The sequence below is a fragment of the Collinsella aerofaciens genome, assembly GCF_040915545.1.
Lineage (GTDB): Bacteria > Actinomycetota > Coriobacteriia > Coriobacteriales > Coriobacteriaceae > Collinsella > Collinsella aerofaciens_BE.
In genome coordinates this window covers 36,927-58,427 of record NZ_JBCPDH010000001.1, presented here as the reverse complement: position 1 = coordinate 58,427, position 21,501 = coordinate 36,927, and the positions used below count along the sequence as shown (strand labels likewise).

General features: G+C 54.2%; 17 protein-coding genes. 5 read left to right on the top strand and 12 right to left on the bottom strand.

Annotated features, from left to right (window positions below):
* Positions 1 to 33: 33 nt before the first annotated feature.
* The 5 genes from AB5202_RS00235 to lanKC form a co-directional block, all read right to left on the bottom strand.
* Complete coding sequence (locus AB5202_RS00235; RefSeq protein ID WP_368143436.1) at positions 34 to 1,740, bottom strand: ABC transporter ATP-binding protein; 1,707 nt, start codon at positions 1,738 to 1,740, stop codon at positions 34 to 36.
* A gap of 19 nt (positions 1,741 to 1,759) precedes the next feature.
* Complete coding sequence (locus AB5202_RS00230) at positions 1,760 to 3,094, bottom strand: FtsX-like permease family protein (RefSeq protein WP_346969461.1); 1,335 nt, start codon at positions 3,092 to 3,094, stop codon at positions 1,760 to 1,762.
* Complete coding sequence (locus AB5202_RS00225) at positions 3,091 to 3,816, bottom strand: ABC transporter ATP-binding protein (protein ID WP_346969463.1); 726 nt, start codon at positions 3,814 to 3,816, stop codon at positions 3,091 to 3,093. The genes AB5202_RS00230 and AB5202_RS00225 overlap by 4 nt, the downstream gene beginning before the upstream one ends.
* 286 nt (positions 3,817 to 4,102) lie before the next feature.
* A complete protein-coding gene (locus AB5202_RS00220; protein ID WP_346969464.1) occupies positions 4,103 to 4,234 on the bottom strand; it encodes a hypothetical protein in 132 nt (43 codons plus the stop codon).
* 35 nt (positions 4,235 to 4,269) lie between these two features.
* Positions 4,270 to 6,843 (bottom strand): class III lanthionine synthetase LanKC, encoded by a 2,574-nt coding sequence (gene lanKC, locus AB5202_RS00215; protein WP_368143437.1) that lies wholly within the window; start codon positions 6,841 to 6,843, stop codon positions 4,270 to 4,272.
* A gap of 1,633 nt (positions 6,844 to 8,476) precedes the next feature.
* Here lanKC and AB5202_RS00210 point away from each other — a divergent pair.
* Positions 8,477 to 8,749: a hypothetical protein gene (locus AB5202_RS00210; protein ID WP_346970201.1), complete on the top strand. Its 273-nt coding sequence runs from the start codon at positions 8,477 to 8,479 to the stop codon at positions 8,747 to 8,749.
* A gap of 1,073 nt (positions 8,750 to 9,822) precedes the next feature.
* On the opposite strand, the gene AB5202_RS00205 is transcribed toward AB5202_RS00210, so the two are convergent.
* On the bottom strand, positions 9,823 to 10,104 hold the full coding sequence (locus tag AB5202_RS00205; RefSeq protein WP_346970200.1) for a helix-turn-helix domain-containing protein: 282 nt from the start codon (positions 10,102 to 10,104) through the stop codon (positions 9,823 to 9,825).
* A gap of 8 nt (positions 10,105 to 10,112) precedes the next feature.
* Positions 10,113 to 10,739 carry a hypothetical protein gene (locus tag AB5202_RS00200; protein ID WP_346970198.1) on the bottom strand — a complete coding sequence of 209 codons (627 nt, stop codon included), beginning with the start codon at positions 10,737 to 10,739 and terminating at the stop codon, positions 10,113 to 10,115.
* 280 nt (positions 10,740 to 11,019) lie between these two features.
* On the opposite strand from AB5202_RS00200, the gene AB5202_RS00195 reads away from it, so the two are divergent.
* Together AB5202_RS00195 and AB5202_RS00190 are read left to right on the top strand one after the other, a co-directional pair.
* The gene (locus tag AB5202_RS00195; protein ID WP_368143438.1) at positions 11,020 to 11,214 is read left to right on the top strand and encodes a hypothetical protein; all 195 of its coding nucleotides are present in this window, start codon (positions 11,020 to 11,022) and stop codon (positions 11,212 to 11,214) included.
* A gap of 402 nt (positions 11,215 to 11,616) precedes the next feature.
* Entirely contained in the window at positions 11,617 to 11,943 is a 327-nt protein-coding gene (locus AB5202_RS00190) for a transposase (protein WP_346969711.1), read from the top strand.
* A gap of 463 nt (positions 11,944 to 12,406) precedes the next feature.
* Here AB5202_RS00190 and AB5202_RS00185 read toward each other — a convergent pair whose 3' ends face one another.
* From AB5202_RS00185 to AB5202_RS00175, 3 genes are all read right to left on the bottom strand, one after another.
* Entirely contained in the window at positions 12,407 to 13,711 is a 1,305-nt protein-coding gene (locus AB5202_RS00185) for a chloride channel protein (protein WP_346969712.1), read from the bottom strand.
* Positions 13,712 to 13,836: 125 nt separating this feature from the next.
* Positions 13,837 to 14,370, bottom strand: coding sequence for a TIGR00730 family Rossman fold protein (locus AB5202_RS00180; protein ID WP_368143439.1), 534 nt, complete (start codon positions 14,368 to 14,370; stop codon positions 13,837 to 13,839).
* Between the two features lie 36 nt (positions 14,371 to 14,406).
* A complete protein-coding gene (locus tag AB5202_RS00175) occupies positions 14,407 to 14,832 on the bottom strand; it encodes a potassium channel family protein (protein WP_368143440.1) in 426 nt (141 codons plus the stop codon).
* Positions 14,833 to 15,030: 198 nt separating this feature from the next.
* On the opposite strand from AB5202_RS00175, the gene AB5202_RS00170 reads away from it, so the two are divergent.
* Together AB5202_RS00170 and AB5202_RS00165 are read left to right on the top strand one after the other, a co-directional pair.
* Complete coding sequence (locus AB5202_RS00170) at positions 15,031 to 17,781, top strand: ATP-binding protein (protein ID WP_368143442.1); 2,751 nt, start codon at positions 15,031 to 15,033, stop codon at positions 17,779 to 17,781.
* Positions 17,782 to 17,878: 97 nt separating this feature from the next.
* A complete protein-coding gene (locus AB5202_RS00165; RefSeq protein WP_250786950.1) occupies positions 17,879 to 18,358 on the top strand; it encodes a pyridoxamine 5'-phosphate oxidase family protein in 480 nt (159 codons plus the stop codon).
* Between the two features lie 69 nt (positions 18,359 to 18,427).
* Here the strand turns inward: AB5202_RS00165 and AB5202_RS00160 are convergent, their stop codons facing one another.
* On the bottom strand, positions 18,428 to 20,620 hold the full coding sequence (locus AB5202_RS00160) for a hybrid sensor histidine kinase/response regulator (RefSeq protein ID WP_368143443.1): 2,193 nt from the start codon (positions 20,618 to 20,620) through the stop codon (positions 18,428 to 18,430).
* Positions 20,617 to 21,486 carry a substrate-binding periplasmic protein gene (locus AB5202_RS00155; protein ID WP_368143444.1) on the bottom strand — a complete coding sequence of 290 codons (870 nt, stop codon included), beginning with the start codon at positions 21,484 to 21,486 and terminating at the stop codon, positions 20,617 to 20,619. The genes AB5202_RS00160 and AB5202_RS00155 overlap by 4 nt, the downstream gene beginning before the upstream one ends.
* Positions 21,487 to 21,501 lie beyond the last annotated feature (15 nt).

Here is a 21,501-nt window from a genome sequence, read left to right as displayed (position 1 = left end):
AGTCATCGCGCAAGGTAACGCAACGACAACAGTTCATGCTGCCTGAGAAGCAACGAGCTCTCTGTAATACTCGCATGTGTCCATCAGGATTTCATGCGGACCTTGCGCGACAACTTGACCTTCATTCACGACAACAATCCAATCAGAACTCAAAATCTGAGACAACCTATGCGCCGTACAGAGTACGGTAATTGATGAGAATGCCTTACGGATGATGTCATTTATCTCATGCTCCGCTATCCCGTCGAGACTCGATGTCGGCTCATCCATAATTAACAGGTTTGGGAGCCCCAAAAATGATCGAGCCAGGGCCAGTCTTTGTTTTTGCCCTCCAGACAAGGCGGAGCCGTTTTCCCCCGTTTGATAATCGAGTCGCGGTTGCGGAAGCGTTAGTCCAACTAAATCCAGGACCTTTTCCATCTCGGAATCCGAGATTCCCTCCCGTCCGACAGACAAATTCGATCGTATCGTCCCCCTCATGACAACTGCATCTTGGTCTACATAGCCGATTGAGGCTCTCAAACGACTTGTCTCAATTTCATTCAGGGGCATTCCATTTAACAATATCTCTCCAGAGTTTGGAAAGAAGAATTTCTCCAGCAATCCCAGGCAAGTTGTTTTTCCACCGCCCGAAGCGCCAACAATGGCGGTTCTTTTCCCTGCGGGAACGATAAAACTTGCATCTTTCAAGGCGAATTCTGTTTCTCCGTCGTAGGAAAAGCTTACGTTGTTGAACTGTATTTCCGCAGCGCCAGAAATTATATTTGGAATCTGATGATTATATCGAATGCTTCTCTCAACGTTCATTGTCTCGAGTTCGGTGAGACGACGCTCCCCCGCTTCCGCTTCGCGCATCCTTGATATCGATCCTGACAGCTGAGATACGGATGAGGAAAACGCCGAAAAATACATTAAAAACATGACGAGACCGGAGAATGAAATTGCTCCGTCTGCCACACGAAAGGCGCCGAACAGTATGGTTCCAATATTTGCTAGCTGCATCAATATCGAAGCAATTGGAAACAAGCAACTGTTGATTACTGACAGTCGCAACCCATCCTCATGTGCCCTAGAAACTTCGAGCTCCAACTCCTTACGCGAAGCATTCCACGCTCCATATGCACGGAGCACTCTGCCTGTTCTCATGCTCTCTTGCGCGCCAGCCGTTATTCCGGTATACGCATCTTGAATCCCCTCTCTCAGTTTTACGAGGGGTCTGGACGCCATAACAGCAAACACAAGAGAAAGGACTCCGAAGGAAGCACCAACAAAGAACGTGATTGGCTCGATACACAATAGAGCTATCGTCGAACCAATCAGAATAATTGTCGCTTGGAACAACGCGATACTCTGTCCTGGCAATGCTTTAGTTAAATCTACATCGCTTACTATTCTCTGGGAATACCATCCCGGAGCCTTAGATTCTTGCTCAAGAATTGGCAGACTGAAAAAACGTTCAACAAGCCCACAGCGCAACTCATATGCCGAGTCTTCACATATCTTACCCAGCACTAGTTGCTGGCACATTGTTACCAGGGCATTGGAAGCGAGTATAAACACCAATGCAGCAACAATAGACCCGGAGAGCTGCCCGCTCTGAACACCTTCGATTAGCTTGCCTCCAAGCTGGGGTTGAACTAGTACCAGCAGCTCACTGATCCCCCCGAGGAAAAGGCATAAAATATATAGGAACCGATGATGGGAGATACTTCGTCCCAGCACTTTAAGCAATGTCTTCATGATCTTCACCGATTGCAAACTATTCCGACAGCCCGTTGACGAGACCGACTCCTTCGCTATGCCTCACGCCGTACAGCGTTTGTATGAGTATTGAGAGCGCAACGAGAATGAATCCTGCCCCTAACACAACGCCCCCACCAACAAGCGGTCTCCAGAATGATGGGGCGATTCCGATTGGAATACCGATAAGATAGCCGGTCAACATTGCCGGCATTGCTCCAATCGCCGCAGCAGCCACAACGTGAACAGCTGCTTCAATGAGGCAGGCTACCAAGAGGCTGCTGCGCCGAATCCCAAGCGACAGGTATTGTGCGGCATCTTTTTTCCGACTATCAAAAGAAAGAAAGGAGGATACAGCCGCACCGGTGCAACTTAGTATTACAGGACCACCAAATAGTATTATTGAGCTTGTCCAATCCAAAGATGTATTGAGGCCGGTTAATCCAATTCGGTTGATGTAGCCTGTCAAGACATCGGTCATCACATTAAAAGAGGATAGGATTCCATATCCAACCATAATGGACACTTCCGATGAACCCGCTATTTCAATCTGATGCAAGGCATTTCGAGCCGCGATAAAACCTGGAATGTTGCTGACAGAAACTCCCTTATTTAATAGTTTCAACACCGCAGTTAACAGCCAAGGAGATGCAACGGCGAAGATGCTAGTCGCAAAAAGCGGTACCATCATCGCATAGTCGAAATATCCTTCTCGCAATTGATCCGGAAGGTCGCACAGGTATAAAGATAATGCCACCACAAGCAGGAACCCAATTGCGGCCCTTAAGGGAGACCTCCATTTTGTAGGCATCTCGGTCTCCCGCACGACTGTGACTGGGGGAATATTCGCCGCTCGCCTCGCGGCTCGGCAACCACCAACAACAAACAAGATTCCCGCGCCAAACCAGACAGCAGGCATGTTGAATAAACCCAGATCAAGGGTAATATTGCTCGGAGGATTATATGAGCTAAAAACCAATGGAAACAACAGGGGGTAAGATAACACTTCCAACGCCGATCCACCAGCCGCTCCGACAATAGCAATCGCGAACAGTTGCATCAACACAATCAATCGAATTGTCCGAGGGCTGGCTCCAACAATCTGCCACAGTGCATAAGTTTTCGCCTTCAACGAAACCGCCTGCTGCGCCAAAGGCACCAACAAGGAGACGGCGGCTATCGACGAGAAGAGAACCACTACAGTACCGAGGTTTTTGAGATTATCGAATTGACTTGCAGTTGACTCGATCGAAACTGCCCAGCTGCCGAGATATCCGAAAACCACCGCAATTGCAAGCAATCCACCCCATACGGCCTTTGTGCTCGTTAGGTCAGCGAATACCAAGCGAATCATTTGGCCACCTCAAATGCAGCCAGTATTTCTTTAGGGCTAGGACCGTCCATCTCACGTTTGATAGTTCCATCAATAAAAACTAGCACCCGGTCCGCAAGAGCCGCTGCCTCCAAGTCATGGGTAACCAAAAGGACTGAACGTCCTTCGACATCAACCAGGTTGCGAAGAATTTTCAAGACATGTTGAGTGTTTTCCGCATCTAGGGCACCTGTTGGCTCATCCGCAAAAATGATATCGGCGTTCGTCGCAAGCGCACGGGCTATAGAAACGCGCTGCTGCTCACCGCCAGAAAGTTGAACAGGCTTCAGTTTTTGCTTTTCAGCTAACCCCATCTTTGCAAACAGGTGTTGCAGATCCTGCTCAGCTACCGCAGCCCCCGAAAGACGAGCCGCAACAGATACGTTCTCTATTGCTGATAAAGATGAAATGAGATTATACGATTGAAAAATAAAACCCGCGTGCGCCCTGCGAATCTTAGATAGTTGATTTGGAGATATGCCCACGATATCATGACCTGCAAGTTTTATCGTCCCTTCTGTGGGAGACTCCAACCCGGAAAGGCAATGAAGCAGCGTTGACTTTCCGGAACCACTCGGTCCCACTATTGCCACCATTTCTTTAGTGCCAACATGGATGTCAACCCCTTTCAACACCTCTACGGGTTTCCCTCCTTTCTGCGCAAACGTTTTGCGAACTCCGTATGCGACAATCGGTTCACACATTCTTGTCCCCCAATTGCTTCAAGCTCCCAACTCATAAGAAATGAAAGGCGTGAAGCCTTCCATTTCTTATGAGCAACTATCCGAAGATGTCACAGAAGAAACTTAGATTGCTCTGCTTTCCATCACAACCCCAGCTCCATCCAGAAGCGCAAAGATCGACATCTGGCTCTGCCGGAGTCATTGCCTGAAGTTGGAGCAGCGCGTTCACCCGCACCACACCTCCCCTCAAAAAAATCAAGTAGGTAAGAGGCCCACAGGGTCTATTAAAACCCTGTGGGCCGCGGACTTAGTGGTGGCCTCCGCACCACAGGCTTGCAGCGCTGTTGTCGCCATCGCAGAAGAAGCTCAAGCCCGAACCGCGAGGATCGATCTCAGCGCCGGACGACTTCATCGCCTGGAGTTGAAGCAATGCACTCATTTCTAACCTCCTTTCCTTTTTTCATAAATGCGAAACTAATGAAGAGGAACGGGGAACCATTCGCATCTGCGCGACTGAAAGGACAATAGGAATCCGATCAAGCCTGCTGACCCAGTGGAATAATCCGCAGATAAACAGGCTCCTCCGTTCCCAACCATGAATATGGATTCATCCTCATCGCGCGCAAATAGGAATCCATTCGCGACGTTCCTGATCATCAACCGAAGGGGCGCCTCATCTTTTGGGTTTGGCGAACAGAGCAGGGCAGCAGCTTTTCCACAAATCCCACAAAATAGTCCGCCGTTTAACGAGATGGGCTCTTCTATATTCAAACTCATCTTTTCCAGCTCATCAGTCCAGCTGTTAGGAGTGCAATACGTCAAGGCGAAGAACACTCCCGCCGTCCCCTCAGAGAGATAGCCGAAGTTGACGCCATCATAATTAACAAAGTAACCGTTTTCCCCGAAGCTCAGAAGGTCCATCTCGAATTTAAGGCAATCTTGCATCATTGCTAACCAGTCTGAGCTGCCGTGAAAATACTCCATCAAACGCTTGCACGCAATGGCAGCCCCTGACCAGCCATCAAATAGGCCCACAGCATTTCCGGTTTCCGAGCCTGGGCTCACCAAACATTCATGAGACTGGATCGCCGTCTTCAGCTGTTCTGCCGCAGATTCAATGAGGCGAGATAGTCGTGGCTCTTCGGTGTCTTCTTCAAGCTGGCAGAGCGCAAGAATTGTCCCGGAAAGGCCGGTTCGAATCGAAAGGTCATGTCGGTTGATAGCGGGCAGTTCAGACGGCACAAGCGCAAGCGCCTCCCGCGTATACCCAGATTGTGACAATGCACTTGCGATTCCTGACACCCCACGCAAGAGGCCGTGAAATCCAATAGACGTTCCTGCATCGAGCTTCCTCTTTATCCATTCCACATCTTCTTGAACGTTCATTCCTGCACGAGACATCATTAGCATTATTCCTGCTGCTCCAGTCTCGATGTCCAGTGAACCGGAGTCGTCATGCAAGAATTGCGAAGCATCGCCCGGATATCTTCTTTCATCCCCGGATTCAATCAACATCTGCGATGACATTCTGATGCCCGCGGCAAGCCGATTTATCAGCTCACCGCAATTAATATCAGTTGCCACATACGGGGAATAGTCAAATCTGTCTCGTAGCAAGCTCGAAGGTACATTGGCCCTGGCGTCTGACAGCAGATTCATCGTCTCTTCAGAGAATAGACTCTCCACGTGAACAAGGCTTGTCTCCAGCGCTCTAGGACTGAATGCCGTGGACCAAGAGGGCCAGAAGATATAAAACAGCAAATTTGTGAGAGCGAATGCGTCGCGATCAGCATTACCACACCTCTCGTAGGGAATGAATCCTGGAGTACCCAGAACGCCCGAATCATCGCCCTCAACGTGTCGGACTCCTTCGAAATCGATTACCGAAACGCTTTCATCAGGCCCAACAATGAAGTTCTTCAGATTTATGTCCATTATCGCTATGCCCCGAGAATGGACCTCGTTTACGAGCCTGATGATGGCCCTCGCGATTCGCAGAGCTCTTTTTTCAAACTTTTCAACAAGAGCCATTTCGAGGGAAAATGGATAATTAGACGCAAGCCATGTTTGGAGCGATACTCCTTCGACGAATTCCTCAATCAGAAATTCATGCCCATCGATCACCTTATATCCAAGGTACTCGGGAATACCGCCAATGCCCTGTAATTGTATCAATGCCTCCTTTTCTCTCCGCAGCCTGGCAATGGCGTCTTCCTCACCCGTGTAACCAGCAAAGGGACGTGCTTCCTTCAAAACCACGCTTTTGCCGGTTGCCTCATTCCTTCCGAGATATACCCCTCCACCATTGCTGAAATGAAGGCTATCGAGAATCGAATACGGCGCGAGTTCTCTTGCTAGAGAGTCAGCATCGGGATTCAATCTCTCGAAAACTTCTGCTTCGATTTTTTGCGGTACTTTTACGAAATCCGGGAGAACGAAAAACGGTACCCGCTTGTCCTCAATCGTGTTTCCATCTGGAGTGGCAATCACCATGACATTCTTGCCACCTTCAAGCACTTGCTTGCGATAGTAAAAGCCACCATAGCGAAAATACACTGAGCCGTTTCCATATTTTGTATCGGAAAGAATATACGGGCCCTCAACGTTCTCGGTCAATTCATTGAGGCTATCTAGCAGATAGCAAAACTGCTCATCGTCTCTAGGATACACAGTAATAAATTTACCGGATCCCGATCGATCTGCGTACTTCATATTCGATTGATAGAAAGCAGTTGTAGTCGCTCTAAATTTAAATGGGACACCCTTTTCGAGCAAGAAGTTGGATATGTTATCCAAGACGAAATCTTCCATTCCCGGACGAACGCTAATGTGTATCTTCCATCCTTGCAAAGGAAGCTCATAGCGATCGGGGAAACAGTATCTCCAAGTATCATCCTCCGTTGTTGACCAGCTTTCCGGCAAATCAACTCGATACTCTCGTCCTACCTTGAAACTCGTCTTTTCATAAAACGGAGAGCTTGGGAACACATGTTTGAATCTATACTCAGTCAGATTTTTATACGGTAATGCTGACTTCTTATTATCCAACTCCAACCCCTCCCTCTCCGGACTTTACTGCACGGCATTCGAAGACTTCTTACAGATATAGATAATAGACCAAAAGTTAAACTATTTGTTTAAGAATTTCTCGATTTCTTATGGCTTTGCTTTATGAATCAAAACAGCTTCCTGCCTAGAACGTGATAGCCACCGGATCGTATGCTTGCAATAGTCTGCATCGATACTTCGAACAAGTGGTACGCCCGCTCCCCGAATACAACATCGCCCTCGAACCGTGTCTGGTTTCATTTTCCATGAGAGACACCTCGCGTCGAAAGGGCCCATATGTCCGCAAGGAGGAACATCGTACACAAGCTCGCAAAAAAAGGGGCTGAAACGGTACCGAGGCGTCGACGACAGGGCCTCAAGACCATCTTACGAAGCGCACTTACGAGGAAAACGTCGACGCTGACCGCCTTTTTCTGATACTGGGTGCCAATCTCTTGAGGCTCTTCATCGACGTCCTTTTCAGGTGTGTGAAGAGCATCTCGGGTCCGACCATTCGCGCGCTCCTGTGGCCGACTTGGAGGAATCCCGAATATACCGCTTGTTCCGCATCGAGCACACTGCCTCGAGATCCCCGGTGGGAAGCACCCCTGCAGACATTCGGCATTCTCCCGCGAGGTCAACGCCTATACCCCACCCACAACCCGTCCGTAAGGATTGAACGCGTCCGGCCTGAGCCGACGTCGCCGCCTCGGTCCACGCCCCCGTCTCGGAGTGAGGCCACCGGCGCACTTGTCCATCGCCCTCCCCCGTTCGAGATGGATATGCGCCAAGAGTCTCCCCGACATGGAGGCACATTCCCGGATCGCGGCGGGCGACCGTACCTTCGAAAAAGACATGTGCTCCCCGTGTACCATCGTCCCGGACAACTGAATCACCGTAGTCAGCGGAAACGCAAGGGGCCCGATGGACAAACCGCTGCTGCCTAGAGACTGCGGAGCACCACGGCTACACGATTCTCTCTACCCGGGCCTGAGCCCTGCAGGCCGAAAGACCAAGCGGCGAAAACGGACGACCCAAGCGAGCCGTGCGAACTTCCGATCTTCCAGGAGCTCGCTAATGAGCTCACCTGCATCGTAGGAGCGCTCAGCTCCAAGCCGCTCTCTTGGTGGGATGGAAATTGAGATGACGTATCCCTTGAAGAGGAATCTGCGTGCCGTGCGTGCTGCCCTTCGAACTCCGAACGCGACGACGACTCGAAGTATCGCCCGATCACCGAACGCGGCCTGAGCGGGCGCAGCAGTCGACCCCTTCCGGCTGGACAGCCATCTCCTTCCCGGCCGCAGTGCACTGACGTACCTGGCAATATCCCACCGACTTGGTTCGCATGCCGCCGTATTACGCCGAGGCACAAACCCATTGCAGTCCGAATCACAGCGAAGCCGACGATGCAGCGGTAACCCCCGACGCCACGGCGGCGTAGGATTGCCACACGTTCCAAGCAACAGCCCATCGAGCGCGCACGGACTACCTTATGCCCCGTCCCTCGACGACCTAGGGATGCCACGCGGAAACACCCGGCGTCATTATGCGGCTTTTCGATGCGTCAACTCCTGGAAATCGATCGATAGAGCTATAGAAGTACCCTTTGGGCACGCAGGAGCGATTAGAAAACATGGAGGCGGAGGTCAACTCGGAGGCAGGGAAGCTGATCGGATTCATTCTTGACTCAGGCTCGATGCAGCTACAGGCCTACGTCTCATACACGAACATCCTGTCACTATCCAAGCGCGACAGGCGCGACGAGGTCGGACGACCCCGCATCAGGATCAATAAGCTCGGCGGTACAGTACACTACGCCATAGTGAACAACGCCATACCGCTCCAGCCGAAAACGCAGGCCGCAAGGAAGCGTGCGCCGGCATTCCGAGAATCATATACCGCTTGATAGCCGGCCATCTCTGAATGCTTCGGTGTGTTTTCGGTATGTAATTCACTGAGGACGAATTTGGTCCGGCGGGACCGCTCCAGACGGTAAGTATGCGCGTACGACATGAGGCGGTTGAGCTTGCTCTCTGCGCGCTAGCCGAGAACATGCCGTCTTCGGAGACTGTCGGGCTCGCCGGCGCTTTGAGGACTATGATGGCCAACCAGACGGGACAAACTTCCTCTCGCTTGTTTCCCAGGCAGAATCCGGCTCAGAGACCCGGACCATGGGGTGAGCGCATCGAACACCGACGAAGGGGCCACCCACTACGCGGCAATGGGGAAGCATCCCGTTCAAGGCTGTGCTGGACGACTTATGGGTAACAGGCTCCGCCCCATCCACGGTGCTGAGGTGAAATATGTCAAACTCGGCTAGGCATTGCGAGTTGAGGGTCGACCTGCCCCCAGCTTGCATATGCTTTCTTCAGAGCCTCAAAGAACTCGCAACGAATGGCTCTTGAGAAAGAAACGGCAGTTATGAAAACCACACGCGAAAAGGCACTCTCCGACGTCGGAACCGTGAGGACGGAACGATCGACATCAGCGTCGCGGTAAAGCCGCTGCTGGAGGGACTGCTCAACACTGCGATGGATAAACAGGCATTGAAGTTCGGGGTGTGCGCTGCATGTCCCGCAGGCCGCACTGGCAACAAGGGCTACTCCGAAGGGTTCTTCGACCGCTCAAACAAAAACTCTTCCACCAAAAAGCCTGGATCGGCGCGGGTGTCGCCGAGCTCATGTCCGAGCCTGATATCTGAATACCGCGGCTCCGTTCGGGTCGCATTACGCAAGCTCTCAGCTGGTTCACGCGCGACAAGCCACGAATCGCGTTGGCAATGCGATGTTGATATCAAAATGTCCACAACTCTGCCCGCGTTAACAGCCCCATGTCAAACACGATATTTATCCTATAAGGTCTTTTCGGCACCGTTAATACTGAACCGGATATTAACGGTACATAAATGGGGGGCCACTTTCTCAATTTAAAGTAAATTTCTCGAGGCAATTGATTCGGCTAATATGTTGTTTATCCACTCTAGTCTGCGCTTTGTTCACGATAGAACGCCAGGTAATCTTCCATGAATTTCTCTCCGAAATTCTTACGTGCCTCTTCCGCGCTCATATATTCAATTAGGTCTCCGGGCTGGCAGTCGAATATCTCGCAAAGCCGATTAAGCGTCTCGATCCTCAATGCCCTTACCTTGCCGTTTTTAAGTTTGGAAATCGTCTGGACGCTGCAGCCAAACTCATCAGCAAGATCGTTCGATTGCATTTTACGGGAGGCTAACATCTTATCCAGATTAAAAATAATCGCCATAAGGCACCTCAGAGCGTTTCATCGGATAGCCTCTGAAGCAAGGCTCCATACTTAAAAACATATGATAGGCAAAACGAGACAATCGCCCAAAGCACAGAAGCCACATCAACATTCACAATAATGGGTTGAACGGACAGCCCGACAAACATGTCTCCAACGGACTCAATAGAAAAGGGAGCAAATGAGATCATTAGCTCAAATAGCATTTTACCCAAAAGCAGCCAACCAACTGTCTTCCATCGTAAAGACTGTATGTCCGAGAAAGGAGACTCACCTCGTGACATATCCTCAAACACACGTATGAACAGTCGAAACAGAAGCGTTACAATAGCGACCATAATCAAATTGGGCAAAAACCGCTGGATTGTTGACAGGATATCCCCGATTGAATAATCCAAAGAGACAATCCACAAGAACATCGCCGCACAAATCACCAAGATAGCAACTATATAAATATAAAATAGAACTCTAAGCAATCGGCCCGCGACTCGGCTCACGGATTTTAGGCGCCCCAGAGATTGGTAGATTTTCTCCTCATCGTTCGTCATGTATCGGTTCGCCGCATTCGAAGCAGTGTCCATTTGATATCTATCCAGTTTCACCTTGATGGCGCGCCATGATTGGCTGCCGGCCATTAGAACCCAATCTTAAAGCAAACGTTTCCCCAACCGATTACAGAGCAATAGGTATACGAACTAGCATCGTTAGTGAAAATCATTTTTCCTCCTTAGGTATCAGATTCCTTTAATTCTTTTAATGGTCTCTTTCTATTTTATTACGGTTTGATGTTATTGAGCAATAGCTTTGCGGAAACAACGATGACAACATCTGGCCAGCTGCAAGTTCACCCGGGCAATTCAGCAAGAGTTCGGGAAACTCGCATCAGCTTATCGGACAAAAGGAGCCGCTCGTCCAATGCGTATCCCCTTCAGCATGGATAACACCTCAACCTTCAACCGCGCCAAACAAGACTCGTCGCTGAAGTCCATACAGGTCGAATGCTTGGTTTCCAAGTCCTCGCGCAAGACCCCCCCCTTCAATCGCCTCTCCCAGACCGCCAGCGTCGTCGAACGTGAATATCGAACAGAGACCGTCGCTCTCAATCCTTAACCGCCTATCAATGTACGGCTCGCCGAACCCTCTTGTTCAGCAAAACGCCTTTCCAATATCCGGAATCTCGTCGCCATTGCAGTCTAGTAGCCGCAAGCTAGAGGCAATCTCAAGCTGCCGTTCCATTGATTTCATCCAAAGTCATTCGAAAATGTCGATCATGTCGGAAATGTCGGTGTAAGGGCCTGAAGCAAAGGAGCGGCCACCGCCTTAGAATCTGTAGCTGCGACAAACGGATTCGATGCAAGGAAATGACCGCGATGCAGAGTGTAAACCAGATCGAGGCCCCGGCGCCGAGGGTTCGCCCCGCTTCGACGACGGGATGGTGAACCTCCATGAGCTCGTGCGCGCGCTCGCCGAAGTCCTCGTCAACCAGATCGTTGACGCGGTGGTCGACCAGCTGTGCGCTGGAGGGACGAACAGCCGCAACGGCTACCACGAGCGGAGGCTGGAGACCTGTGCGGGCACGATCACCATGCGCATCCCAAGCTGCGGACTGGCAGCTTCTTCCCCGACGACATTGTCGAGCGCTACCAGCGGGTTGACCGGGCGTTCGTGGCCGCGATGGCGGTGATGTACGCCACCGGCGCCAGCACCCGCAAGGTCGCCAGGGTCGCGGAGACCTTCCCCTCGGTCGAGTCGCTCGAGCGCCTGGCCGGGGCGGTGATGTGCGACGAGGACGAGGAGTGGTCGCATGCGCGCTACTTCTCCGAGGCCAAGATGGCGTAGCTGCACGCGGGCGGCGCGGCCGCCGCCGAGCCGAGGTCCGACGAGGAGCTGAGGCTGGTCGTGGAACGCACCATCATGTCGAGCCTGGAGCTTGCGGACATGCTAGAGACGGCGTAGGATGGCGATGTGATTCTGCGGTGGGCCGCCCTCCCGAAGGGATTCTTACGCCAACTTTCCCGACGCGATCCGAAGAGCTGCTTCGCGATGCGCCTGTCCCCTGCGGCGTCCGCGTCTACGACCTTGGGTCGGGTACCGGTATTACCAGTGTCCTGCTTGCCCGCGAATACGGGTTGGACTCGTACGCTGTCAATCTGTAGAGCGACCCACAGGAAAGCCGCGCGTTCTTTGATTCGCTCGGTATCTCGCGCGGATTCTTTCTTCATGACTGTTGGAACAGCAGCCCAGCAGACGCCACATTCTCACGCCGGGCCTGGGATGCCTGTATTGGCCGCGCACCACCACGTTACTTGCGCAGCGGCTTGGGCAGCGGAATGCCAGCGGCGATGGCGGCCGCGATGATCATGCAGACGATACCCTTGAGTGGGAAGCACATGAGCAGCAGGCCCACGACCATGACGGGTTGACGCATGACGGCGCCCATTGTCGAGGCGGTGCAAACGGCGACGCAAAAGACCGGATCGGCGCCGGTGAGGATGGCAAGGCCGTAGCCCAGGCTCACACCCGAGAAGATAACCGGGAAGAAGTGGCCGCCACGCCAGCCAAGGTTGATGAGGGCAGGCGTCAACATGGCCTTGACAAGACCGATCGCGATAAGCACGCCAGCGGGAATGGTCAGGTAGGTTTCCATGAGCACATCGGCTTGTGTCTCGCCGGCAAACATGGTGTAGGGCAGGACCGTGCCGCAGATCGCGAGCGCCAAACCAGCCAGCATCGCCTTGACGACAGGACGCTCCCCTATTGCATGGGCAAGCGCTTCGCTCGCGTGCTCAGAGACAAAGTATAGCCAGCCGCAGACTGTTCCGATCAACGACAGGGGAATGAGCCAGGTAAGCTCCAGGTTGCCCACCACGGCAGCCTCGAACCTCGGCATGCCCATGCCGCCGCCCATGAGCTGTCCGAGCAGCAGGTAGGTGCCCAGGCCGCCGGCAATCGCGATGCCGTAAACCACGGTCTTTTGCGCCTTGGGCAGCCTGATGGTTATCTCACCGGATTCGGAATCATCGCCATCGCCGGCACCCTGGCCGTCAGCGCTTCCGGCAAGCGGCGCCACAAAGCCAAACACGGGCGCGGTAAAGAGCGCCGTCAGGGCGGCCTGGGTACCCAACAGCGTGAGCTCCCTAAACTCGGCTCCAAAACGGCGCATGCGGTCGCCGACCCAGCTGCACAGCCCCGCAATGACGCCGGTCAGGCCGGCCTCCGGTCCAATACTGCCGCCAAACAGCAGCGGCAGCAGCGCGGCAAGCGACAGTTTGCCCAGGTTGTCGTACGGGTAGCGTCCATCGCGCTTTACCTTGGCCATCACTTGGTTAAGGTCATCGGTCTTGGTGCCTGTCATCTTTTCGTACAGGCCAATCAGCAGGCCGCCCAGCAGGCAGACAAAAAACGGGTACGGCAAAAAACCGAACGGGCCGCTCGCGAGCTCGGGCGAAGCGACGCCCAGCGCGTGCGGAATCTCGGTCCATAGATAGTCGATACCGTGCTCCATCGCAAAGAAGAACAGCCAGACCGCGGCACCTGCGAACGCACCGGTCACAGCAACGCTAACTAAAAACAGCGCGCGGTTTGTGGGCTTGGCACGGTTATCCATCGGGTCCTCCCGCGGTCAAAGTCGACATAGATACGTTTTATTGTAGAGCGAGCGTTGCCCGAACGAGCCAACCATCTGCGCCGCAAACGGCACCATTGGGAGTCGTAGTGGGGCAGGCTCAAGACTCATCCGTTGATAATCGAGGCAATCTCGCGCAAATCGTCGGCAAAGTAGATGCCTTGCTGGCGCCTCGGGCTCGAAAGCCCCTTATCAATCATGTGCCCGAGCAGCGCCTTAAGGTCGTTGTAGTACCCATCCAGGTTATACAGGATGCACGGAGCACTCAGGTGCCCCAACGACACCGCGGACATGACCTCGGCAATCTCCTCGAGCGTGCCCGTACCGCCCGGAAAGGCAATGAATGCATCGCCGAGCTCGATCATCTTGGCCTTGCGCTCGGCCATATCACCCGTCACGATAAGATCGTCGATACCGTCATGTTGAAACTCGGCCTCGATAAAAAAGCTCGGCTCAACACCCGTCACGTGTCCGCCTGCCTCGAGCACGCTATCGGCGAGCGCGCCCATCAGTCCCGACTTGGACCCGCCGTATACCAGCGCGTGGCCGTTGGCGCCAATCCAGTTGCCCAGCTCCTGTACCGCAGACAGAAATGCTGGGTCGTTACCGACACTGGCACCCAGATACACGGTGATATTCATATTCAGTCCCCCTCATCGTGACGCACGGCGCCCGTTCTAGCGCTGGCGTCGACGATACTCGCGCACGCGACGCGAAAGATCGGCAAGCTCGTCGCGATCGAGCTCTTCCAAATGCTCAAGATCGTCCATAAAGCGCGCCATGGTGTCCTTTTGACGCATCTTGATGAGCGTATTGCAGTAGTTCACCGCCACGCCCGTGAGCATGGCGATGTAGAAGATGCTAATAACGCTCAGAATGACGGTAATAGCGCGGGCAACCGGTGTTTCGGCCGGAATGTCGCCAAAGCCGATGGTCGAGACAGTCTCGAAGCTAAACCAAAGCCCATCGCCAAAGGTGAGGGTCGTAGGCTCGGACAGCCAGACAGCCGTCGAGCACAGCAGGTAAAAGATAAGAAACAGACCCGTGATGTGCGCAAAGCCAGCCTGTCGCAGCACATCGGCAAGCGTCCTCAACTTGTTCATCGCGACCCCTTTTCCCAGACGCCCAATCACGTTCGCCCGGTATTGTCCCACAACCGGCAGCTAGGGACGTTCCTTTTGCGCCGGCAGAAAGGGACTGTCCCCAACTGCCGGGCGGGACCGTTTAGCGGTGCAGCTGCCGACTGGGCAGGCTGAGCTGGTATCCTTATGCGGTAATGTCTCGATTCGTTAGGATTGCATGTGAGAGCTTCCGCTGTCCTTCGTTCAGTTATATATCGCACCTTGGCCGTCGCGCTTGCCGCACTCGCCATACTGAGCACCATCATGCCCGCCCCCGCCTATGCCGCCAATACCGATCAGCAGGTCAAAACGGTCCGCGTTGGTTGGCTCGTCAACAACGAGGGCTTCCAGGACGGCACCCCCGGCGAGCGTCTCTCGGGATGGGGCTACGAGTACCTCCAGACCCTCTCGTACTACACACCCGGCTGGCAGTACGAATACGTCTCCGGCACCTTCACCGAGCTTATGGAGAAGCTCGAAGCCGGCGAGATTGACCTCATGCCAAACATCTCCTACTCCGAAGAACGCGCCCAAAAACTGCTCTTCTCATCGAACCCCGAGGGCACCGAGCGCTACTACATCTATGCCAGGCCCGAGCGCGACGATCTGGCCAAGGGTGACCCCCGAGCGCTCCAAGGCCTTACCATCGGCTGCAACCCCGGCGTTATGCAAACCTTCGTTGGCCAGCAATGGCTCGCCAACGAAGGAATCGCCTGCACATACAAGGAGTATGACGGAAACTCCGTTCTCTTTGATGCGCTGGCAAACGGCGAGGTCGATGCCGTCATCATGAACGACACGACCTCGTCGCCCAGTGCCTCCCCCATGTTCTACATTGGGTCGAGCGACTACTATTTTGCCGTCCCCAAAAGCCGCCCCGACCTGATGGACGACATCAATGCCGCCATGACAGCAATCGCCCGCGTCAACCCACGCTATAACGACGAAGTCAAATCTCACTACTCGGCCCAAAACAGCGGTTCATCATCGCTCAACAGCCCCGAATGTTCCTGGCTCAAAGCAAACAACAACACCATCACGCTCGGCTACATTACGGGCAAACTCCCCTACTGCAACGAAGACGAAGACGGCAAAATGGAAGGCTCGCTCGCATCGCTTGCGACGACGCTACACGATAAATTTGGCATTACGGTCAAAACCGTCGCCTTTGATAGCTACAAGATGATGTCAAAGGCCCTGTCAGAGGGAAGCATAGACGTTGCGCTGCCGGCATACCGAGATTACTGGTTTGCCGAGCAATCAGGCGTTATGCAGTCGGTATCGTTGGGGACCATGTCCCTCACCGCCATCCACACCGGCAGTAACCTGAAAAAAGACCTTCAGAACATCGCCTGTACCAAATCATCGTTTGTCAACAAAAATGCACTTGAAAGTCTATTCCCCACAGCGACCGTAACCGAATACCAATCCGACGATGAAGCGTTCGACGCCCTCAGGAAGGGAACGGCGCGCTGCATCGTCGCTCCCAGTTCACGCGTAAAAACCATCGGTGACCGTTATGATCTCGAGGACTGCGAGACGGTCGAGCTCCCTGACACCTGTGACCTCGCGTGCTTGATGTCGCGCGGCAAGCCCGAACTGCTGGGAATCATCAACAAGGGCATCATCAATGCCGGAGAATCGCTCTCCGCAAGTAATTACTCCTCCACGTCGTACACGGCCCAGGAATCCAACACGCTTCAATTCCTTTATCGCAACCGCACCGCCATTGCAGCTACCCTCATCGGTATGTTGTCGGTCGGCATCGTCCTGCTCATCTGGGCGCTCGTGCGCGCTCGAACCGAGCGCAAAAAAGCCGATGCTGCCAACGCCGCTAAGACGGCATTCCTCACGCGCATGAGCCACGACATCCGTACGCCGCTCAACGGTATCCTGGGCCTTATCGAAATTGAAGAATTGAAGGAAGGCGATATGCAAGTCGCCCGCGAGAGCCGTGCCAAGGCGCGCGTTGCCGCCAATCACCTGCTCTCGCTGATCAACGACATCCTCGAGATGGGAAAAATCGAAGACCGCAAGCTAACACTGGAACATGCGCCTTTTAACCTCAAAGAGCTTTGTGACGATACGCTGGTGCTGTGCAAGCTCCGCGCGTCCAGTAACGGCATCACAATGCAGGACAATAGTCTGCCGTACGCCACGGGGCCATACATGATCGGCAGTCCCACCCATATCCGACAGATCATGATCAACCTGTTAGACAACAGCATTAAGTACAACAAGCACGGCGGCTCCGTCACCTTTAGTTCAAAGACCAAGCCACTCGATAACGGGCGCGCGCTCTTTTGCTTTAGCGTTTCGGATACCGGCATTGGCATGGCTCCCGAGTTTTTAAAGCATATCTATGAGCCGTTTGCCCAAGAAGGTGACGATGCGCGCAGCAAGTTCCAAGGAACCGGCATGGGCATGCCAATCGTCAAGTCGCTTATTGAACTGATGGGCGGCACCATCGAAGTCAGCAGCGAACTCCATGTGGGCACCACGTTCTACGTGGAAATTCCGCTCGATATCGACAAGAACCCCCGGGCGCGGGCGAATACGGTCGAGAGGGCGCTCGACTGCTCGCTCGCCGACATGAACGTGCTGCTCGCCGAAGACAACGAATTGAATGCCGAGATTGCCCAGACGCTGCTAGAATCCGAGGGCGTCGTGGTCACCCGCGCCGTCAACGGCAACGAAGTCGTCGATCTGTACCTGTCTCATCCCGCCGGCAGCTTCGATGCGATCCTGATGGACATTATGATGCCGGACATGGACGGTTACGAGGCAACCCGCGCGATTCGCCTGAGCGAGAAGGTCGATGCAGCCGATATCCCCATCATCGCGCTCACTGCCAATGCCTTTGCCGAGGACGCCAAAGGCGGCACACGACGCCGGCATGAACGCCCATCTGTCCAAACCGCTCGACTTTAACAAGCTCAAAAACATACTCGCCCGCATCAAGAAAAACGGATCCGTTTCGCTATAGTTTGTGCTCAACCACCACGCACGACCAGAAAGGAAGCCAACGATGTTTAGGCCCTTACGTCGAAAGAAACGCGCCATCACTGACGAGGAAGCGCGCGAACTGCTCGCTACCTGCAAGCGCGGCGTCTTTGCCGTCAACGGCGACGATGGCTACCCGTACGCCATTCCCGTCAACTACTTCTTTGACGCCGAGCACGACAAGATTTATTTCCATGGCGCCAAAGCCGGCCACAAGGTCGACGCACTCAAGCGCGATGACAAGGTCTGCTTTACCGTTTACGGCAACGAGTGGCACAAGGACGGTGACTGGGCTCCCTACGTTATGAGTACCGTGGTCTTTGGCCGCTGTCGCCTGGCGAACGACACTCCCGCGTTTATCGAAGACAAAGTCCGCCAACTCGCCCTTAAGTACTACCCTTCCGCCGAGGAAGTCGAAGAGGAAATCGCCAAGGACATTAAGGGCGTCCAGCTCTACGAGATTACGATTGAGCATCTCTGCGGCAAGCAGATTCAGGAAAAGTAAGCCCCTCAGCAGGCCTCATCAATAACAATATGGCCCGGTTCCAACCCACCTTGGAACCGGGCCATATGCTTATAGAGCGTCGGCGGCTATGTGCGCAAGCGCCTCAATGAGCTCCTGCGAGCTCACGGGTTTACTCAGGTGCGCGTTCATGCCCGCCTCACGCGAAAGCCTGCGGTCGTCGGCAAAGGCGTTGGCGCTCACGGCGATAATCGGCGTGGTCGCGGCATCCTCGCGATCGAGTGCTCGAATCTGACGTGTGGCCTCAAGGCCATCGATACCCGGCATCATGATGTCCATCAACACCACGTCGTACTCGTGCGGCACGCTCGCGGCAAACATCTCGACGGCAGACTCACCATCCTTAGCATGCGTCACGACGGCACCGGCACGGCTGAGCGTAAACTGCGCGATCTCGGCATTCAGATCGTTATCCTCTACGAGCAAAACGCGCAAGCCCTGGAGTGCATCGCCGTCTCCCGCGTCCACGCGCACAGCCTGAGGAATCTCGGAGCGCTTGCATTTCTCGAACGGCAGGCGGATGGTAAACGTCGTCCCCTGCCCCAAGACGCTCGTAAAACTCATGGTTCCGCCCATAAGCTCGACCAACTGTTTTGCGATAGGCGCGCCCAGGCCAGTTCCCGATGAAGCGCCTTCCACCTGTTGCCCCTCACGGCAAAACGGCTCGTAGAGGCGCTGTTGGAACTCCTCGCTCATGCCAATACCGTTGTCGGCGATCGTGTATTCATAGACGGGGATGCCATCCGCTGGCTCCACCTCGCGGCACACCAGGCAAACATAGCCGCCCTGGCGGTTGTACTTGACGGCATTGCCGGCAATATTGAGCAACAAACGCTTGAGGTGCGTCACGCTCACCCGCGCATAGGGATGATTAAGCGTCTGCTGGTCGCAGATAATTGTCACCAGACGCTCCTCGGCCTGGCGCTCCAGAATATCGCGCACCTCGTGGTTGAGGGTCGCCAAGTTTGTGGGAACAAGCTCCAGATCGATCTGCCCGCTCTCCAGGCGACTCATATCCAGGGCCTCGTTGGCAAGGTCGAGCAGCAGTCCCGATGCCGTCCAGATCTTTGAGCGGCACTCGGTCTGCTTTTGCAGATCGTCCGCATTGGCATCGCCGACCTCGACCATGCCGCGAATGCCGTTGATGGGCGTGCGCAGATCGTGGCTCATGCGACGCAAAAACTCCGTCTTTGCCGAGTTGGCAGACGAGGCCTCACGCGCTGCCTTTGCCAGCTTGTCGCCATAGTCGCGCTCCTGCTGCAGCAAGTCCGTCAAACGTCGACGATCAGCGCGGCGACGCACCATCACAACAACGGCTATAACACCGCTGTAGAGCACCAGCACGCCGGCAGCAACAGCCGCGACGACCTCAAAGTAGCGCTGCGCCGAGGCATAGGTGTACACATAGAATTTGTGCGCTTTTCCAAATGTGCCCAAATACCACTCGCCGTCGGCGTTAACCAATCTGACCTTACCAGCCAGGCATCGATCCGTAATACCGTCGACAATAAAGACATCCGTCGCAGGCAGATCGAACACGCCCAATATGGTGGGTTCAACGGCATTGGTCGCAACGACTTTGCCATCGCTTTCGATTACGATATTGCCACTGTCGATGGTCTCATAACCACCGAGCAAGCTCTGCAGTTTGAGCGTATTGCTTGCAACTGCCTTCGCGCTCTGATGCCTGACCGCGATAACGATGCCCTCGCCATCTTGCCGGGTCACGCAACCAATGTCTGCAACCGAATCATCCGAAAGCGTAATGCGGGCGGTATAGGACTTAAGCGGATGGGCTGCCACCTCCAGCACGGGTGCTTCCTTGAGATACGTAGCGAGTGACTCATAGCCCACGCCATCCGTCGAGGACTCGGACACCAAATTGCCCGATGCGTCCGTCACGATCAGTGCGCTCACGTTGAACTGGTCGGCATATTGCTCCAGCATGGCGTTATCCACCGAACCGTCGCGCTCCATATCGCGCGCTGTCTCTCCGGCGATCTCCATAACGCGAATCAGGTTTTTGGTCGTATAGGCGCTATTGAATGCATCGTAGGAAAGGCTCTGCGTCGCCACGTAATCGACAACGTCGGCAAAGCGCTGCTCGGCCTGAGCTGCCGTGTAGCCGTAGCTCATCATGCCGGCAGCAACCGAGAGCGCTATCCCCAGCAGGGCGACAAGGAGCCATGCCCCTGTCGAACGATTGCCCCGCTCCTCTACGGCGTGGTCGAGCGCATCGATCATGACAGGCCCTCCATATTCAAAAATGGCGAAGGGTCATCAAAGTACTTTGACACCAGACGTTCCATGGTGCCATCGGCAAGCATTTCTTGGTAGGCACGGGTGAGTTTAACGTCGATGCCGCGCGTATCATTGATATCGAAAGCGGTGCCCAAACCAACCTCGAGCAGCGGCTCATCCAAAATGCGATACGTCACACCATAGTCTTTTTCGTAGGTGAGCAGCGAGGACTCATGCGCGGCGATAGCGTCGACCAGACCCTCGACGAGCGCCGGGTTCAGGTATGAACGGTCCGAGAAGCTGTAGAGCTCCTTGATCTGCGGAACGTTTTCATTGGTACGATTGAGCAAAATGCCCTCGGGCTTGGTGGTGGACTGGACCGCCACGACCTTATCCTCAAGATCGGCAAGCGTGTAGATATCGCTCTGGGGATCGACCGCGACCACCTGGCAGCTCGCAAGGTACGGGCCGGCCCAACGATACTCGTTTTCGCGACCCGTCATGCTAAAGCTGCCCATGACGCAATCGAGCTCGCCGCTCGCCAGCAGCTCTTTCTTCTTTTCCCAATCGATCAGCTGGTATTTTGGCTTGTAACCAATGCGAGCCAAAGCCTCGGTTAATATCTCGACATCCAGGCCAACAATGTCGCCATACTCGTCGGTATACACAAACGGTGGATAGAGGTCGCTTCCGACGTCGAGCGTCTTAAGGTCGTCGTCTTTGGCCTGTGAGGCGTCCAGACCTTCTAATGCAGACGTCGAGGCTCCGTCATTCGACCCGGAACAGCCGGCTATCGCTACGACAAAGGCGCTCGCCACTGCAAGCGCAACAAACAACGAAATGGCAACCGAGCGACGGGGTCTTTTCATCAAGCTCCAGACGAT

Bases quoted from the DNA above. Each gene is read 5' to 3' on its own strand.
- AB5202_RS00205 (WP_346970200.1), bottom strand. From the start codon at position 10,104: ATGGCGATTATTTTTAATCTGGATAAGATGTTAGCCTCCCGTAAAATG.
- AB5202_RS00180 (WP_368143439.1), bottom strand. From the start codon at position 14,370: ATGAATATCACCGTGTATCTGGGTGCCAGTGTCGGTAACGACCCAGCA.
- AB5202_RS00210 (WP_346970201.1), top strand. From the start codon at position 8,477: ATGGAGGCGGAGGTCAACTCGGAGGCAGGGAAGCTGATCGGATTCATT.
- AB5202_RS00220 (WP_346969464.1), bottom strand. From the start codon at position 4,234: ATGAGTGCATTGCTTCAACTCCAGGCGATGAAGTCGTCCGGCGCTGAG.
- AB5202_RS00175 (WP_368143440.1), bottom strand. From the start codon at position 14,832: ATGAACAAGTTGAGGACGCTTGCCGATGTGCTGCGACAGGCTGGCTTT.
- AB5202_RS00225 (WP_346969463.1), bottom strand. From the start codon at position 3,816: ATGTGTGAACCGATTGTCGCATACGGAGTTCGCAAAACGTTTGCGCAG.
- AB5202_RS00230 (WP_346969461.1), bottom strand. From the start codon at position 3,094: ATGATTCGCTTGGTATTCGCTGACCTAACGAGCACAAAGGCCGTATGG.
- AB5202_RS00155 (WP_368143444.1), bottom strand. From the start codon at position 21,486: ATGAAAAGACCCCGTCGCTCGGTTGCCATTTCGTTGTTTGTTGCGCTT.
- AB5202_RS00185 (WP_346969712.1), bottom strand. From the start codon at position 13,711: ATGGATAACCGTGCCAAGCCCACAAACCGCGCGCTGTTTTTAGTTAGC.
- AB5202_RS00165 (WP_250786950.1), top strand. From the start codon at position 17,879: ATGTTTAGGCCCTTACGTCGAAAGAAACGCGCCATCACTGACGAGGAA.
- AB5202_RS00200 (WP_346970198.1), bottom strand. From the start codon at position 10,739: ATGGCCGGCAGCCAATCATGGCGCGCCATCAAGGTGAAACTGGATAGA.
- AB5202_RS00160 (WP_368143443.1), bottom strand. From the start codon at position 20,620: ATGATCGATGCGCTCGACCACGCCGTAGAGGAGCGGGGCAATCGTTCG.
- AB5202_RS00195 (WP_368143438.1), top strand. From the start codon at position 11,020: ATGCGTATCCCCTTCAGCATGGATAACACCTCAACCTTCAACCGCGCC.
- AB5202_RS00235 (WP_368143436.1), bottom strand. From the start codon at position 1,740: ATGAAGACATTGCTTAAAGTGCTGGGACGAAGTATCTCCCATCATCGG.